The following is a 16,068-nucleotide window of genomic DNA, read 5'->3' as shown; positions in this document are numbered from 1 at the left end:
TGGAGGGGGAGGGCACGCGTCCGCCGGAGTGTCAGCGGGCGTTGAAGTACTTGGCCTCGGGGTGGTGGATGACGATGGCGTCGGTGGACTGCTCGGGGTGGAGCTGGAACTCCTCGGAGAGCTGGACGCCGATGCGTTCCGGCTCGAGCAGCTCGGCGATCTTCGCCCGGTCCTCAAGGTCGGGGCAGGCGCCGTAGCCGAGCGAGAAGCGGGCACCGCGGTACTTGAGCGAGAACATGTCCTCCATCGCGGAGGGGTCCTCGCCCGCGAAGCCGAGCTCGCTGCGGACGCGGGCGTGCCAGTACTCGGCGAGGGCCTCGGCCAACTGGACGGACAGGCCGTGCAGTTCGAGGTAGTCGCGGTAGGAGTTGGATTCGAAGAGCTCGGCGGTGGCTTCGCCGATGCGGTTGCCGACGGTGACGACCTGCAGGCCGACCACGTCGGTCTCGCCGGACTCTTCCGGGCGGAAGAAGTCCGCCAGACACAGGTGCCGGCCGCGGCGCTGGCGCGGGAAGGTGAAGCGGGTGCGCTCGTTGCCCTGCTCGTCGAGGATGATCAGGTCCTCGCCCTTGGACACGCACGGGAAGTAGCCGTAGACCACGGCCGCTTCCAGCATGTTCTTGGTGTGCAGCTCGTCCAGCCAGCCGCGCAGGTGCGGACGCCCCTCGGTCTCGACGAGTTCTTCGTACGTCGGCCCGTCGCCCTTACGCGCCTGCTTGAGGCCCCACTGGCCCTTGAACAAGGCACCCTCGTCCAGCCAGGACGCGTACTCCTTGAGCTGGATGCCCTTGATGACGCGGGTGCCCCAGAAGGGAGGTTCGGGGATGGGGTTGTCGACGGTGACGTCGGAGCGGGCGGGCCCCTGCTGCTCGTCGACCTCCAGAACCGCCGTGTGCTCCTTCTTCGCGACCCGGCGCTGCTTGAGTTCGGGCAGGGTCGCGCCGGGCACGCCGCGCTTGACCGCGATCAGGGCGTCCATCAGACGCAGACCCTCGAACGCGTCGCGGGCGTAGCGGACTTCGCCCTCGTAGATTTCGTGGAGGTCCTGCTCGACGTAGGCGCGGGTGAGGGCGGCGCCGCCGAGGATGACGGGGAAGTCGGCGGCCAGCTTGCGCTGGTTGAGCTCCTGAAGGTTCTCCTTCATGATCACCGTGGACTTCACCAGCAGACCGGACATGCCGATCACATCCGCACGGTGCTCCTCGGCCGCCTCCAGGATCGCCGAGACCGGCTGCTTGATCCCGAGGTTGACCACGTTGTAGCCGTTGTTGGACAGGATGATGTCGACCAGGTTCTTGCCGATGTCGTGGACGTCACCGCGGACCGTGGCGAGGACGATGGTGCCCTTGCCCTCCGCGTCCGACTTCTCCATGTGCGGTTCGAGGTGGGCGACGGCGGTCTTCATCACCTCGGCCGACTGCAGCACGAAGGGGAGCTGCATCTGGCCGGAGCCGAAGAGTTCACCAACAACCTTCATGCCCTCCAGGAGGGTGTTGTTGACGATGTCCAGGGCCGGCGTGCTGGTGAGGGCCTCGTCGAGGTCGGCCTCCAGACCCTTCTTCTCGCCGTCGATGATCCTGCGCTGCAGGCGCTCCTCCAGCGGCAGGGCGAGAAGTTCCTCGGCCTTGCCCGCCTTCATCGACTTCATCGTGGCACCCTCGAACAGCGCCATCAGCTTCTGCAGCGGGTCATAACCCTCCGCACGCCGGTCATAGATCAAGTCGAGCGCCGTCTTGACCTGCTCGTCGTCGAACCGGGCGATCGGCAGGATCTTGCTCGCGTGCACGATCGCCGAATCCAGCCCCGCCTTCACACACTCGTCCAGGAAGACCGAGTTGAGCAGCACCCGAGCGGCCGGATTCAACCCGAAGGAAATGTTCGACAGGCCGAGCGTGGTCTGGACGTCCGGACGCCGCCGCTTCAGCTCACGGATCGCCTCGATGGTGGCGATGCCGTCCTTGCGGGATTCTTCCTGGCCGGTGCAGATGGTGAAGGTCAGGGTGTCGATGAGGATGTCCGACTCGTGGATGCCCCAGTTGCCGGTCAGGTCCTCGATCAGACGCTCGGCGATGGCGACCTTGTGCTCGACGGTGCGGGCCTGACCCTCCTCGTCGATGGTCAGGGCGATCAGGGCGGCGCCGTGCTCCTGGGCCAGCTTGGTGACCTTGGTGAAGCGGGATTCGGGGCCGTCGCCGTCCTCGTAGTTGACGGAGTTGATGACCGCACGGCCGCCCAACTTCTCCAATCCCGCCTGGATTACCGGGAGTTCGGTGGAGTCCAGCACGATCGGCAGGGTGGAGGCGGTGGCGAACCGACCGGCGAGCTCCGCCATGTCCGCGACACCGTCCCGGCCGACGTAGTCGACGCACAGGTCGAGCATGTGCGCGCCCTCACGGATCTGATCGCGCGCCATCTCCACACAGTCGTCCCAACGGGCCTCCAGCATCGCCTCACGGAACTTCTTCGACCCGTTCGCGTTCGTCCGCTCACCGATCGCCATGTACGCCGTGTCCTGCCGGAACGGCACCGTCTGGTAGAGCGAGGCGGCGCCCGGCTCGGGGCGCGGCTCGCGCTCGCCCGGGGCCAGGCCGTTGACGCGCTCGACCACCGCGCGCAGGTGGGCCGGCGTCGTACCGCAACAGCCGCCCACCAGGGACAGACCGTAGCCGCGGACGAAGTTCTCCTGGGCGTCCGCCAGGCCCTCGGCGTCCAGCGGGAAGTGCGCGCCGTCCTTGGTCAGGATGGGCAGGCCCGCGTTCGGCATGCACAGCAGGGGGATGCGGGAGTGCTTGGCGAGATAGCGCAGGTGCTCGCTCATCTCGTCCGGGCCGGTGGAGCAGTTGAGGCCGATCATGTCGATGCCCAGCGGCTCCAGGGCCGTCAGGGCGGCGCCGATCTCCGAGCCGAGCAGCATCGTGCCGGTCGTCTCGAAGGCCAGTGAACACACCAGGGGCAGGTCGGCGCCGGTGGCCTCCATCGCCCGCCGGGCACCCAGGATCGAGGCCTTGGTCTGCAGCAGGTCCTGGGTGGTCTCGACGATCAGCGCGTCCGCGCCGCCCGCGATGAGCCCCTCGGCATTCGCCTGGAAGCCGTCGCGCAGCACCGTGTAGGGGGCGTGGCCGAGCGTCGGCAGCTTGGTGCCGGGGCCGATCGAGCCGAGCACCCACCGCTGGCGGCCGTCCTTGGCGCCGAACTCGTCGGCGACCTCGCGGGCGATCCGCGCGCCGGACTCGGAGAGCTCGAAGGCGCGCTCGGCGACCTCGTACTCGCCGAGGGCCGCGTGGTTGGCGCCGAACGTGTTGGTCTCCACACAGTCCACGCCGACCGCGAAGTACTCCTCGTGCACCGAGCGCACGATGTCCGGCCGGGTGACGTTCAGGATCTCGTTACAGCCCTCGAGCTGCTGGAAGTCGTCGAGGGTGGGTTCCTGTGCCTGGAGCATCGTGCCCATCGCCCCGTCGGCGACCACCACCCGGGTGGCAAGTGCCTCACGGAGGGCTTCGATGCGGGTCCGGCTGTCGGCGGAAGGGGTCGGCTGCGAGGCCATGGATGTGCTCCCTGGAGTGCGACGGCTGTCGGCTTTGCGCCTCCGGCAGGAGGCGCACGGCAGCCAGGGTAGCCGGGACGAAGGTCCTCATGTGAAGGGCGTCCAGCGTGCGGACGCGGCCGTACGGACCGGGATCATGGGCCCCCGCGGCGGCCGCGTACGGAAAAGAGTGTCCTCATGCGTTAGGACAAGGTCGGCATGGGCCGATAGTGTTCAGCATTGCCGAACAGCACTGGAGTGGAGGAGGAGCCGACGCCATGGCGAAGAACATTCAGTCGCTCGAGCGGGCGGCGGCCATGCTGCGACTGCTCGCGGGCGGCGAGCGGCGCCTCGGGCTCTCCGACATCGCCTCCAGCCTCGGGCTCGCCAAGGGCACGGCGCACGGCATCCTGCGCACCCTGCAGCACGAAGGGTTCGTCGAACAGGACGAGGCCTCGGGGCGCTATCAGCTCGGCGCCGAACTGCTGCGGCTCGGCAACAGCTATCTGGACGTGCACGAGCTGCGCGCCCGCGCCCTGGTCTGGACGGACGACCTGGCGCGCTCCAGCGGGGAGAGCGTCTATCTCGGCGTCCTGCACCAGCAGGGCGTCCTGATCGTGCACCACGTCTTCCGGCCCGACGACAGCCGGCAGGTCCTCGAGGTCGGCGCGATGCACCCGCTGCACTCGACGGCGCTCGGCAAGGTGATCTCGGCGTTCGACCCGGTGGCCCACAGCGAGGGCATGGACACCGAGCGCAAGGACTTCACGCCCCGCACCGTCACGGCGCTGGGCGACTTCGAGGACGTACTCGATCTGACGCGTGCCCGCGGCTGGGGCTCGGACGTCGAGGAGACCTGGGACGGCGTGGCCTCGGTTGCCGCGCCCATCCACGACCGGCGGCGGATGCCGGTCGGGGCCGTCGGCATCACGGGGGCGGTGGAGCGCGTCTGCAAGGACGGGGAGCTCCGCTCCGACCTGGTCGCCGCGGTGCGCGACTGCGCCCGTGCGGTCTCCCGGGATCTGGGCGCCGGGCGCTTCTGAGCCCCTCTCCCCCGAGGCCCTGCCGGCCCGGGAGCGGCTGCATTTCATCACTGCGCGTACGTGCCGCGTGCGGGACCCGTCACGAGGTTCGGGTAACGATCGCGATACCCGTCACACAAGTCTTGACGTCGAGTTAACCCGGAAGCAAAACTGCCGTTCAGCGGTCGGCATTGTCGAACACCTACCGGCAATACGGGGTAAGGTGTGGCAAGCGCGGATCGAGCAAACGGCCCTCCCACGAGGGCGCGGACCACCGGCTTGAGTTGGTTCGCCATCCCCTGGACGAAGGACAAAGGAGTCGCGGGTGTCCAGCTCCGACATCTTCATCGGCGAGACCATCGGTACCGCCGTGCTCATCCTGCTCGGCGGTGGCGTGTGCGCCGCCGTCACGCTCAAGAGCTCCAAGGCGCGCAACGCCGGCTGGCTCGCGATCACCTTCGGGTGGGGCTTCGCCGTGCTGACCGGCGCCTACCTGGCGGGCGGCGTCTCCGGCGCTCACCTGAACCCGGCGGTCACCATCGGCCTCGCGATCAAGGGTGGCGAAGGCGGCACCCAGTGGAGCGACGTACCGCTCTACCTGGTCTCGCAGCTGCTCGGCGCGATGATCGGTGCCGTACTGGTCTGGATCACGTACTACGGCCAGTTCCACGCGCACCTCACGGACCGCGAGATAGTGGGCGGCCCCGGCGCGCAGGACACGATCAAGGCCGTCAAGACGGATGAGCCCGGCCCCGTGCTCGGCATCTTCTCGACCGCCCCGGAGATCCGGAACGTCGCACAGAACCTCGCCACCGAGATCATCGCCACGGTCGTGCTCGTCCTGGCGATCCTCACCCAGGGCCTGAACAACGAGGGCAACGGCATCGGCGTCCTCGGCGCCCTGGTCACCGCGCTGGTCGTCGTCGGCATCGGCCTCTCGCTCGGCGGCCCGACCGGGTACGCGATCAACCCGGTCCGTGACCTCGGCCCGCGCATCGTGCACGCGCTGCTTCCGCTGCCCAACAAGGGCGGCTCCGACTGGTCCTACTCCTGGATCCCGGTCGTCGGCCCGCTCATCGGCGGCGCCATCGCGGGCGGTATCTACAACATCGCCTTCGCCTGAGCCGATCGCCTGCCGACCCTGATGATCCGCTGATCACTTGCCGATCACAGCAGCAGACGCACCGAAGCATCGCCGCACAGAGACTTCATGGAGCACACAGTGACCGACGCACACACCGCCGGACCCTTCATCGCCGCGATCGACCAGGGCACCACCTCGTCCCGCTGCATCGTCTTCGACCGTGACGGTCGCATCGTCGCCGTCGACCAGCGCGAGCACGAGCAGATCTTCCCCAAGCCGGGCTGGGTCGAGCACGACGCCAAGGAGATCTGGGCCAACGTCGAGAGCGTCGTCGCCGGCGCCGTCTCCAAGGCCGGGATCACCTCCGCCGACGTCAAGGCGATCGGCATCACCAACCAGCGTGAGACCACGCTGATGTGGGACAAGAACACGGGCGAGCCGGTCCACAACGCCATCGTCTGGCAGGACACCCGCACCGACGCGCTCTGCAAGGAGCTCGGCCGCAACGTCGGCCAGGACCGCTTCCGCCGCGAGACCGGCCTGCCGCTGGCCTCGTACTTCTCGGGCCCGAAGGTCCGCTGGCTGCTCGACAACGTCGAGGGCCTGCGCGAGCGCGCCGAGGCCGGCGACATCCTCTTCGGCACCATGGACTCCTGGGTCATCTGGAACCTCACCGGTGGCGTGGACGGCGGTGTGCACGTCACGGACGTCACCAACGCCTCGCGCACCATGCTGATGAACCTGCACGACATGGCCTGGGACGAGCGCATCGTCCAGTCGATGGACATCCCGGCGGCCGTGCTGCCCGAGATCCGCTCCTCCGCCGAGGTGTACGGCGCCGCCAAGAGCGGCATCCTCGCCGGCGTCCCGGTCGCCTCGGCGCTCGGTGACCAGCAGGCCGCGCTGTTCGGCCAGACCTGTTTCGCCGAGGGCGAGGCCAAGTCGACGTACGGCACCGGCACGTTCATGCTGATGAACACCGGTGACAAGCCCGTCAACTCGTACAACGGCCTGCTCACGACGGTCGGTTACCAGATCGGTGACCAGAAGCCGGTCTACGCCCTCGAGGGTTCCATCGCCGTCACCGGTTCGCTGGTGCAGTGGATGCGCGACCAGATGGGCCTCATCAAGCACGCCGCCGAGATCGAGACCCTCGCGTCCTCGGTCGAGGACAACGGCGGCGCGTACTTCGTGCCGGCCTTCTCCGGTCTGTTCGCCCCGTACTGGCGCTCCGACGCCCGCGGTGTGATCGCCGGTCTCACCCGGTACGTCACCAAGGCGCACATCGCGCGCGCCGTCCTGGAGGCCACGGCCTGGCAGACCCGTGAGATCACCGACGCCATGACGAAGGACTCCGGCGTCGAGCTCACGGCCCTCAAGGTCGACGGCGGCATGACCTCCAACAACCTGCTGATGCAGACCCTCTCGGACTTCCTGGACGCCCCTGTGGTGCGCCCGATGGTCGCCGAGACCACCTGCCTCGGCGCCGCCTACGCCGCCGGTCTCGCCGTCGGCTTCTGGACCAACACCGATGACCTGCGCGCCAATTGGCGCCGGGCCGCGGAGTGGACCCCCCGCATGGACGCGGACACCCGCGACCGTGAGTACAAGAGCTGGCTCAAGGCCGTCGAGCGGACCATGGGCTGGATCGAGGACGACGAGGCCTGACGACTCCGGTCGCATCGGTCGAGAACTGTCGAGGAGCAATCGCCATGAGCACCACCACCCTGCAGAGCATTCCCGCCCTCGGAATGCATCCGGCAGGCGGCTCCAACCCGAGCCGCGCCGAGACCCGGGAGCAGCTGAACAAGGCTACGTACGACCTCCTGGTGATCGGTGGCGGCATCCTGGGCATCTCCACTGCCTGGCATGCCGCACAGTCCGGGCTGCGGGTGGCCCTGGTGGACGCCGGTGACTTCGCCGGCGCCACCTCCTCCGCCTCCTCCAAGCTCCTCCACGGCGGTCTGCGCTATCTGCAGACCGGCGCGGTGAAGCTGGTCGCGGAGAACCACTTCGAGCGGCGTGCGGTGTCACGTCAGGTGGCACCGCACCTCGCCAACCCGCTCACGTTCTACCTCCCCGTGTACAAGGGCGGCCCGCACGGCGCCGCGAAGCTGGGTGCCGGCGTCTTCGCCTACTCGGCCCTGTCCGCCTTCGGCGACGGCGTCGGTCACCTGCTCTCCCCCGCCAAGGCCGCGGCGGACGTACCGGAACTGCGTACGGACAATCTGAAGGCCGTTGCGGTGTACGGCGACGACCAGATGAACGACTCCCGCATGGCCCTGATGACGGTCCGCGCGGCCGTCGAGGCAGGCGCGGTCGTGCTCAACCACGCCGAGGTCACCGGGCTGCGCTTCACCCAGGGCCGGGTCACGGGCGCGGACCTCAAGGACCGTACGGACGGCACGGAGTTCGGCGTGTCGGCCCGTCTGGTGCTCAACGCCACCGGCCCGTGGGTGGACCACCTGCGCAAGCTGGAGGACCCGAACTCGGCGCCCTCCATCCGCCTCTCCAAGGGCGCGCACCTGGTGCTCAAGCGGACCTCGCCGTGGAAGGCCGCGCTGGCCACGCCGATCGACAAGTACCGCATCACCTTCGCCCTCCCCTGGGAGGACATGCTGCTTCTCGGCACGACCGACGAGGAGTACGAGGGCGACCCGGCAGACGTGCGCGTCACGGAGGCGGACACGGCGCAGATCCTGGACGAGGCCGCGTTCTCGATCCGCGACCAGCAGCTGTCCCGCGATCTGATCACGTACTCCTTCGCGGGTCTGCGCGTCCTGCCCGGCGGTCCGGGCGGCACCGCGAAGGCCAAGCGCGAGACGGTCGTCACCGAGGGCCGTGGCGGCATGCTGTCGGTCGCGGGCGGCAAGTGGACGACCTTCCGCCACATCGGCCGTACGGTCATGAACAAGCTCGCGGAGCTGCCCGGGCACCCGCTCGGCGAGGACATGCAGCCGATCTCGGCGCTGCCCAAGAAGCTGCCGCTGCCGGGTATCGCCAACCCGCAGGCGGTCGCGCACCGGCTGCTCATCGACGGTCCGGCGCCCGGCCCGCGGATGGCCGCCGACACGGCCAAGCACCTGGCCACGCACTACGGTTCGCTGTCCTTCGACATCGCCCGCCTGGCGAACGAGAACCCGGAGCTCGCCGAGCGCGTCCACCCGGACGCCCCGGAGATCTGGGCGCAGGTCGTGTACGCGCGCGACCACGAGTGGGCCGAGACGGCGGACGACGTGCTGCGCCGGCGCACGACGCTGACGATCCGCGGTCTGGCCACGGACGAGGTGACCAAGAAGGTTCAGGGGCTGCTTGACGACAAGTAGTCACTGATCACGGGGGAGTTGTAAGGGGCGTCCGCCATTGCGGGCGCCCCTTACGCATCTCCTGTACGCCGCCTCGCACGTCCTCTTGTACGCCGCCGGGGCGCGTGCCACACCGCGTACATACGGGTGCAATACGCCGCGGGGACAGTTGAGCCATGAAGTTTCAAGTGCTCTCGATCATCGGCCATGCCCCGCATCCCCTGACCGGCGAACTGCCCACCGCTGCCGACCGTTTGGCGGAGGTGATCGAGGTCGGGGTCGCGGCGGAACGGCTCGGCTTCGACGCCTACGCGATCGGCGAGCGGCACGCCGGCGCCTTCCTGTCCTCCAGCCCGACCGTGATTCTGGGCGCTCTGGCGGCCCGCACCCGGCGGATCAAGCTGCTCACCGGCGTCACCGTCGTCGCGATCCTGGACCCGGTGCGGGTCGCCGAGGACTACGCGACGCTCGACCAGATCTCCCGCGGCCGGATCGAGCTCGTCATCGGCAAGGGCGCGGAGGCCGGCCACTTCGACCTCTTCGGCCTCGACGAGGAGCGGCAGTGGGATCTGCAGAGGGAGAAGTACGAGCTCCTGCGCAGGCTGTGGAGCGAGGAGAACGTCGACTGGGAGGGCGAGTTCCGGGCACCGCTGAAGGACGTGACGACGGTGCCGCGGCCGTACGCAGGTCTCCCCCGCGTGTGGCACGGCTCGGCGACCTCCCTCAACTCGCCCGAGCTGGCGGCCAAGCACGGCGATCCCCTGTTCACCGCCAATGCCATTCAGCCGCGCGCGGCCTACGCCAAGCTGATCGACCACTATCGCGAGCGGTTCGAGGCGTACGGCCATGATCCGGCGCGGGCCCATGTGGCGGCCGGTTCGGGCGGGTTGCTGATCGCCGGCACGGCGGAGCAGGCCGTCACCCGCTACAAGGACCTGTACGAGGCCCGCGTACGCCAGAGCTTCAAGCCGCACCTCGCGGGCAAGGCGGGCTACAACACGCCCTTCCGCACCATCGAGGACGCCATCGCGGACGGTCCCCAACTGATCGGCAGCGCGCAGCAGATCATCGACAAGATCCTCGGCTATCACGAGGTGTACCGGCATGATCTGCAGTCGGTGAGTGTCGACGGTTTCGGGCTGCCGGCGGGCGAACAGGTGGAGCTGCTGCAGCGGTTCGCCGAGGAGATCGCTCCGGTGGTACGACGGGAGGCGCCGACCACGCTGTGGGAGTGAGGCCCACCGCGTACACTGCATCATCAGCGATTCATCGGATGTCTGCTCGGGGCGAGGACTGCGTCCTGGGCGAAGTCAGCGAGGTCACCATGGCTGTCACCGACGAGGCGATCGAGAAGATCAAGGGAATGATCGTCTCCGGCGCGCTGCGGCCGGGTGACCGGCTGCCCAAGGAGAGCGAACTCGCCGCCGAACTGGGGCTGTCCCGCAACTCGCTGCGCGAGGCGGTGCGTGCCCTGTCGCTGATCCGCATTCTCGATGTGCGCCAGGGCGACGGCACGTACGTCACGAGCCTGGACCCCCAACTCCTCCTCGAAGCGCTCAGCTTCGTCGTCGACTTCCACCGCGACGACACGGTCCTGGAGTTCCTGGCGGTACGCCGCATCCTCGAGCCCGCCGCCACGGCGATCGCCAGCGCCCAGATCGGCACGGCCGAACTGGACGCGCTCAGCGAGCAGTTGGACGCCCTCGGCCCCGCTCCCTCGGTGGAGGAGCTGGTTGCCTGCGACCTGGAGTTTCACCGCGGCATCGTGCAGGCCTCCGGGAACTCCGTGCTCTGCTCCCTGCTCGACGGCCTCTCCGGGCCGACCACGCGGGCCCGGATCTGGCGCGGGCTCACCCAGGAGGACGCGGTCAGCCGGACGCTGCACGAGCACCGGATGATCCTCGGGGCGCTGCGGGACCGGGACGCGGAGGCGGCGCGGTCGTGGGCGACGGTGCACATCGCGAGCGTGGAGCAGTGGCTGCGGGCGAGCCTCTAGGGCCTCGTTCAGTCCTGCCAGGACCTCGTTCAGTCCTGCTTCTCGCCGCTCGCGAACCGCGAGATGACCAGCGCGACGATGATGATCGCCCCGTTGAGGAACTGGTTCCACAGCGCGGGCACCCCGCCGAGCGTCATCACGTTCACCACGAGCTGCAGCGTCAGGACACCGGTGAGCGCGCCGAACAGTGTCCCCCGGCCGCCCTTCAGGCTGATGCCGCCGATGACCGCGGCCGCGAACACCTGGAAGATCCAGCCGTTGCCCTGGGACGCGGCCACCGAGCCGTAGTGCCCGGTGTAGAGGATCCCGGCGAGGGCGGCGAGGAGGCCGCCGGTGGCGAGGACGGTCCAGGTGATCCGGTCGACCCGGATGCCCGCGGCGCGCGCCGCCTCCGGGTTGCCGCCGATCGCGTACAGGGCGCGGCCGTGCCGCAGCCAGGCGAGCGCCGCGCCGCCGGCGGCGAACAGGGCCAGGCAGATCCACACCGATGCGGGGACGCCGAACCAGTCGGCCTTGCCCAAGTACCGGAAGGATTCCGGGACATCGGTGAGGGACTTCCCTTCGGTGATGCCGATGTGCAGGCCGCGCAGCATGGTGAGCGTGCCGAGGGTGGCGATGAACCCGTTGACGCGGAGCCTCAGCATCAGGAAGCCGTTGGCGGTGCCGATAAGCGCTCCGGCCAGCAGGCAGACCGGAATCGCCGTCCACACAGGCAGCCAGCCGAGCCCCGCGAAGCGGCCGCCCTCGACCGGCAGGACCAGCCACATGGCGAGCACGGGCGCGACCCCGATGGTCGACTCCAGGGAGAGGTCCATGCGGCCGCAGATGAGGATCAGGGCCTGGCCTAGCACGAGGAGGCTGAGCTCGCTGGACTGCTGCACCACGTTGATGAGGTTGGTGGAGGTCAGGAAGACCGGCGAGACGATGTAGCCGATCACCAGGAGGACGAGGATCACGGGGACCAGGGAGAAGTCGCTCCACCGGACGTGCTCCAGGCGCTGTCGCAGACCCGCGCGGGTGCGCGATTTCACTTCGCCGACGGCAGTGGTGCGCATCGTCCCGGTCACTGCGGACTCCCCTCCGTGACGTCTTCCGTGCCTGCCTCCGTGACGCCCTCCATGGCGGCCACCAGCTCCCGGTCCGTCCACCGGGAGTCGTAGCGCGCGACCACCCGCCCGTGGAAGAGCGCGAGCACCCGGTCGCACACCCGCAGGTCGTCCAGCTCGTCGGAGACGATCACCGCGGCGCTGCCCGAGTCCGCGACCGAGCGCACCACCCCGAGCAGGGCGTCCTTGGACCGCACGTCGACCCCGGCGGTGGGCCGCAGGGCCACCAGGACGGCCGGGTGGCGGGCCAGCGCGCGGGCCACGACCACCTTTTGCTGGTTGCCGCCGGAGAGCCCGGAGACGGGCTGCTCCGGGCCCCGGGTCTTGATGTCGAGCGAGGCGATCATCGCGGCGGCGAACTGCCGCGTACGCGAGGGCAGGACGGCGCCCCAGGGGCCCAGCTGGTCCGCCACGGTGAGCGTGGCGTTCTCGGCGACGGAGCGGGCGAGGACGAGGCCCTGGCGGTGCCGGTCCTCCGGGATGTAGCCGATCCCCGCGTCGAGGGCGTGCGGCACGCTCCCGGGGCGGACCGCCTTGCCCCGTACGACGACGCGCCCCGCCGTGGGCGCGCGCATGCCGGCCAGGACCTCGCCGAGCGCGATGTTGCCGCTGGCCGCGGCGCCGGCGAGGCCGAGCACCTCACCGGGGCGTACGGCGAGGGTGAGCGGCTCGAACTCGCCTGCCAGAGTGAGGCCTTCGGTACGCAGCAGGGGGACGTCCTGGACCTGGGCGCCGCCGTGGCCGCGTACCGGCAACGCCGCCGAGGAAGCGCCGGTCGCGTGCTCGTCGCCCGTCATGGCCGCCACAAGCTCCGCCTTGGGCAGTCCGGCGACCGGCGCGGTGAGGACCGGGCGGGCGTCGCGGTAGACGGTGACCGTCGTGCACAGCTCGTACACCTCCTGCAGGTGGTGCGAGATGTACAGGAACGCGACGCCCTGCGCCTGCAGTTCGCGCAGGCGGGCGAAGAGGCGCTGGATGCCGCGGGCGTCCAGCTGGGCGGTCGGCTCGTCCAGGATGATCAGCCGGGCGCCGAAGGACAGGGCGCGGGCGATCTCCACGAACTGCCGCTGTTCCACGGCGAGGTCCTTGGCCCGGGCGCCGGGGTCGACGTCGACTCCGTAGGCGGCGAGCAGGGCACGCGCGCGTGCCCGCAATCGCGACCAATGGATGCGCTTTTCGCCGGGCTCGAAGCGGTTGAGGAAGAGGTTCTCGGCGACGGTCAGTTCGGGCACGACCATCGATTTCTGGTACACGCAGGCCACCTTGGACTGCCAGGCGGCCGTCTCTCCGAAGGGCGGTGCCGGTTCGCCGTCGAAGAGCACCGTGCCCGCGTCCGGCGGGTGCAGGCCGGTCAGGACGTGCACGAGCGTCGACTTGCCCGCGCCGTTGCGTCCGACGAGCGCGTGCGACTCCCCCGCGGCGACCGTCAGACGGGCGTCGTCGAGCGCCAGGGTCGGCCCGAAGCGCTTGACGACGCCCTCTGCGCGCACGGCCGGGGGCCGGTCGGCAGCAGTGCCCTGCATGACTACTTCTCCAGCTGGTTGGCCCACAGCTTCGGGTCGTCCACGTTGTCCTTGGTGACGAGGGGCGCGGGCAGCTGGTCCTCGTACCCATTCGGGATCTTGATGATCGTCGAGTCGTGGTCCGTCGGCCCGGCCTTGACCTTCTCGCCCGCCATGGCCTTCTTCGCCCAGTACAGCGCGTACTTGGCGTACAGGTCGGCCGGCTGCGAGACCGTGGCGTCGATCTTCCCGGCGCGGATGGCGTCGAGCTCCTGGGGGATGCCGTCGTTGGAGATGATCGAGATGTGCCCCTTGGTGCCCGGCGGCTTGAGCAGCTTCTTGCGCTCCAGGAGGGCGAGGGTCGGCTCCAGGAAGACGCCGCCCGCCTGCATGTAGATGCCGTTCAGGTCGGGGTGCGCGGCCAGGGTGGACTGCAGCTTGGCGGAGGCGACCTCGCCCTTCCAGTCGGTGGCCAGCTCGAAGACCTTGATGCCCGGGTAGTTCTCGGTCATGCACTGCTTGAACGCCTCGGAGCGGTCCCGGCCGTTGATGGACGACAGATCGCCCTGGAACTCGGCGACCTTGCCCTTGCCCTTGCCCTTGAGCTGCTCGCCGAGGAACTTGCAGGCCTTTTCGCCGTACGCGCGGTTGTCGGCGCGTACCACCATGTAGACCTTGCCGGCGTCGGGCCGGGTGTCGACGCTGACGGCCGGAATGTCCTTCTCCTCAAGGAGGTTGAGCGTTTCCTTGACGGCGCCGGTGTCCTGCGGGGCCATGATGACGGCCTTGGCGCCCTGGTCGGTGAAGGTCTGTACGTTGGCGGCGAGCTTGCCGATGTCGTTGAGGGAGTTGGTGAGCGGCAGGGAGTCGAGGTCGCCGTCCTTGACGCCCTTCTTCACATAGTCCTGGTAGGAGTTCCAGAAGTCGCTGTCGTTGCGCGGCATGTCGATGCCGACCTTGCCGCCGCCCGAGCCGGGATCGCTCTCCCGGTTGCAGCCGGCGAGCGCGGTCGCCGCAAGGAGTACGGCGCAGGCCACCGTCGAGGTCGTACGCATCCTCGTACGTGCTGTCAGGCGCGTCGTCGTACGCAGTCTCATGAGGCCCTCCCGTTGGCCCTGGCCCGCCACACGGGCCCGTCCGGATAGCGGTGAGCGGCGATCGACTCGGGCCGCATCCGGGCCGAGAAGCCCGGCGCGCCCGGCGCCCGGTAGCGCCCCGACTCGACGACCGCGGGATCGGTGAAGTGCTCATGCAGATGGTCGACGTACTCGATGACCCGGCCGTCCCTGCTGCCCGAGACCGCCACGAAGTCGAACATGGCGAGGTGCTGGACGAGTTCGCACAGGCCGACGCCGCCCGCGTGCGGGCAGACCGGGACGCCGTACTTGGCGGCGAGCAGCAGGATCGCGATGTTCTCGTTGACGCCCGCGACCCGGGCCGCGTCGATCTGGACGAAGTCGACGGCGCCCGCCTGAAGCAGCTGCTTGAAGACGACGCGGTTGGCGACGTGCTCGCCGGTGGCGACCTTGACCGGCTGCCCGGCGCGTACGGCGGCATGGCCGAGTACGTCGTCGGGGCTGGTCGGCTCCTCGATCCAGTAGGGCTCGAACGGCGCGAGGGCCGCCATCCAGCGGACCGCCTCGGCCACGTCCCAGCGCTGGTTGGCGTCCACCGCGATGCGCACGGCGGGGCCCACGGCGGCGCGGGCCAGCCCGAGGCGCCGTACGTCGTCGCCGAGGTCGACGCCCACCTTCAGCTTGATCTGGGTGAAGCCGTCGGACACCGCCTGCTTGGCGAGCCGGACCAGCTTGGCGTCGTCGTAGCCCAGCCAGCCTGCCGAGGTGTGGTACGCGGGGTAGCCCTCGGCGCGCAGCAGGGCCGCCCGCTCGGCGCGGCCCGGCTCGGCGGCGTACAGGATGGCCAGGGCCTCGTCCGGCGTGAGCGCGTCGGACAGATAGCGGAAGTCGACCAGCGAGACGAGCTCCTCGGGGCTCATCGCCGACAGGAACTCCCACACGGGCCGGCCGGCCCGCTTGGCGGCCAGGTCCCAGGCGGCGTTCACCACCGCCCCGGCCGCCATGTGCATGACCCCCTTCTCGGGGCCGAGCCAGCGCAGCTGGGAGTCGTGGGTGAGGTCGTGGTGCAGGCTCGCCAGGTCCTCGGCGGTGCGGGGGGCCGCGCGCCCGGTGACGTACGGCGAGAGCGCCTGGATCGCGGCGGCGACGACCTCGTTGCCGCGGCCGATGGTGAAGCAGAAGCCGTGGCCCTCGGCGCCGGTGTCCGTGCGCAGCACCACGTACGCGGCCGAATAGTCGGGGTCGGGATTCATGGCGTCGGAGCCGTCGAGCTGCTCGGAGGTGGGGAAACGGATGTCGTGGACCTCGAAGCCGCTGACGGTCTCGCTCATGGGCGCCCCCGTTGACTGTCCTCACGGCCGCGCCTGACTGCCTGTGGCGGGGCGGCGGTGACATCGGACCTTTCCCGGTCGTCCGATGTATAGCGCCGGACACGGTCAACGTCCAGAGCT

The 16,068-nt window shown here is 69.6% G+C and carries 11 protein-coding genes; 6 read left to right on the top strand and 5 right to left on the bottom strand.

The genetic code is table 11. From position 1 onward, the window contains the following. Nucleotides 1-31 precede the first annotated feature (31 nt). Nucleotides 32-3,547, bottom strand: a complete 3,516-nt coding sequence (metH, locus tag OG430_RS38605) for a methionine synthase (protein WP_327357307.1) — start codon at nt 3,545-3,547, stop codon at nt 32-34. Between the two features lie 257 nt (nt 3,548-3,804). Here metH and OG430_RS38600 point away from each other — a divergent pair, with 257 nt between their 5' ends. The 6 genes from OG430_RS38600 (at nt 3,805) to OG430_RS38575 (ending at nt 10,933) form a co-directional block, all read left to right on the top strand. Next, on the top strand, nt 3,805-4,569 hold the full coding sequence (locus tag OG430_RS38600; protein ID WP_327357306.1) for an IclR family transcriptional regulator: 765 nt from the start codon (nt 3,805-3,807) through the stop codon (nt 4,567-4,569). A 304-nt stretch (nt 4,570-4,873) separates the two neighbouring features. Beyond that, entirely contained in the window at nt 4,874-5,671 is a 798-nt protein-coding gene (locus OG430_RS38595) for an MIP/aquaporin family protein (protein WP_327357305.1), read from the top strand. A gap of 99 nt (nt 5,672-5,770) precedes the next feature. Beyond that, nucleotides 5,771-7,300, top strand: a complete 1,530-nt coding sequence (glpK, locus tag OG430_RS38590; protein WP_327359423.1) for a glycerol kinase GlpK — start codon at nt 5,771-5,773, stop codon at nt 7,298-7,300. A gap of 44 nt (nt 7,301-7,344) precedes the next feature. Continuing rightward, nucleotides 7,345-8,958: a glycerol-3-phosphate dehydrogenase/oxidase gene (locus OG430_RS38585; protein WP_327357304.1), complete on the top strand. Its 1,614-nt coding sequence runs from the start codon at nt 7,345-7,347 to the stop codon at nt 8,956-8,958. 155 nt (nt 8,959-9,113) lie between these two features. Continuing rightward, nucleotides 9,114-10,172 (top strand): LLM class flavin-dependent oxidoreductase, encoded by a 1,059-nt coding sequence (locus tag OG430_RS38580; protein WP_327357303.1) that lies wholly within the window; start codon nt 9,114-9,116, stop codon nt 10,170-10,172. Between the two features lie 89 nt (nt 10,173-10,261). After that, the gene (locus OG430_RS38575; protein ID WP_327359422.1) at nt 10,262-10,933 is read left to right on the top strand and encodes a FadR/GntR family transcriptional regulator; all 672 of its coding nucleotides are present in this window, start codon (nt 10,262-10,264) and stop codon (nt 10,931-10,933) included. Between the two features lie 29 nt (nt 10,934-10,962). On the opposite strand, the gene OG430_RS38570 is transcribed toward OG430_RS38575, so the two are convergent. Genes OG430_RS38570 through OG430_RS38555 form a run of 4 tightly spaced genes read right to left on the bottom strand, consistent with a single transcriptional unit; the run spans nt 10,963 to nt 15,948 of the window. Continuing rightward, on the bottom strand, nt 10,963-11,988 hold the full coding sequence (locus OG430_RS38570; protein WP_327359421.1) for an ABC transporter permease: 1,026 nt from the start codon (nt 11,986-11,988) through the stop codon (nt 10,963-10,965). An 8-nt stretch (nt 11,989-11,996) separates the two neighbouring features. After that, nucleotides 11,997-13,562, bottom strand: a complete 1,566-nt coding sequence (locus OG430_RS38565) for a sugar ABC transporter ATP-binding protein (protein ID WP_327357302.1) — start codon at nt 13,560-13,562, stop codon at nt 11,997-11,999. A gap of 2 nt (nt 13,563-13,564) precedes the next feature. Continuing rightward, the gene (locus tag OG430_RS38560) at nt 13,565-14,638 is read right to left on the bottom strand and encodes a sugar ABC transporter substrate-binding protein (RefSeq protein ID WP_327357301.1); all 1,074 of its coding nucleotides are present in this window, start codon (nt 14,636-14,638) and stop codon (nt 13,565-13,567) included. Continuing rightward, nucleotides 14,635-15,948 (bottom strand): enolase C-terminal domain-like protein, encoded by a 1,314-nt coding sequence (locus tag OG430_RS38555; RefSeq protein ID WP_327357300.1) that lies wholly within the window; start codon nt 15,946-15,948, stop codon nt 14,635-14,637. Before OG430_RS38555 ends, OG430_RS38560 begins: the two co-directional genes overlap by 4 nt. Between the last annotated feature and the right edge of the window lie 120 nt (nt 15,949-16,068).

This window comes from Streptomyces sp. NBC_01304, assembly GCF_035975855.1.
Lineage (GTDB): Bacteria > Actinomycetota > Actinomycetes > Streptomycetales > Streptomycetaceae > Streptomyces.
Note: the sequence above shows the minus strand (reverse complement) of the source record. Positions and strands in the feature narration are given on the sequence as shown.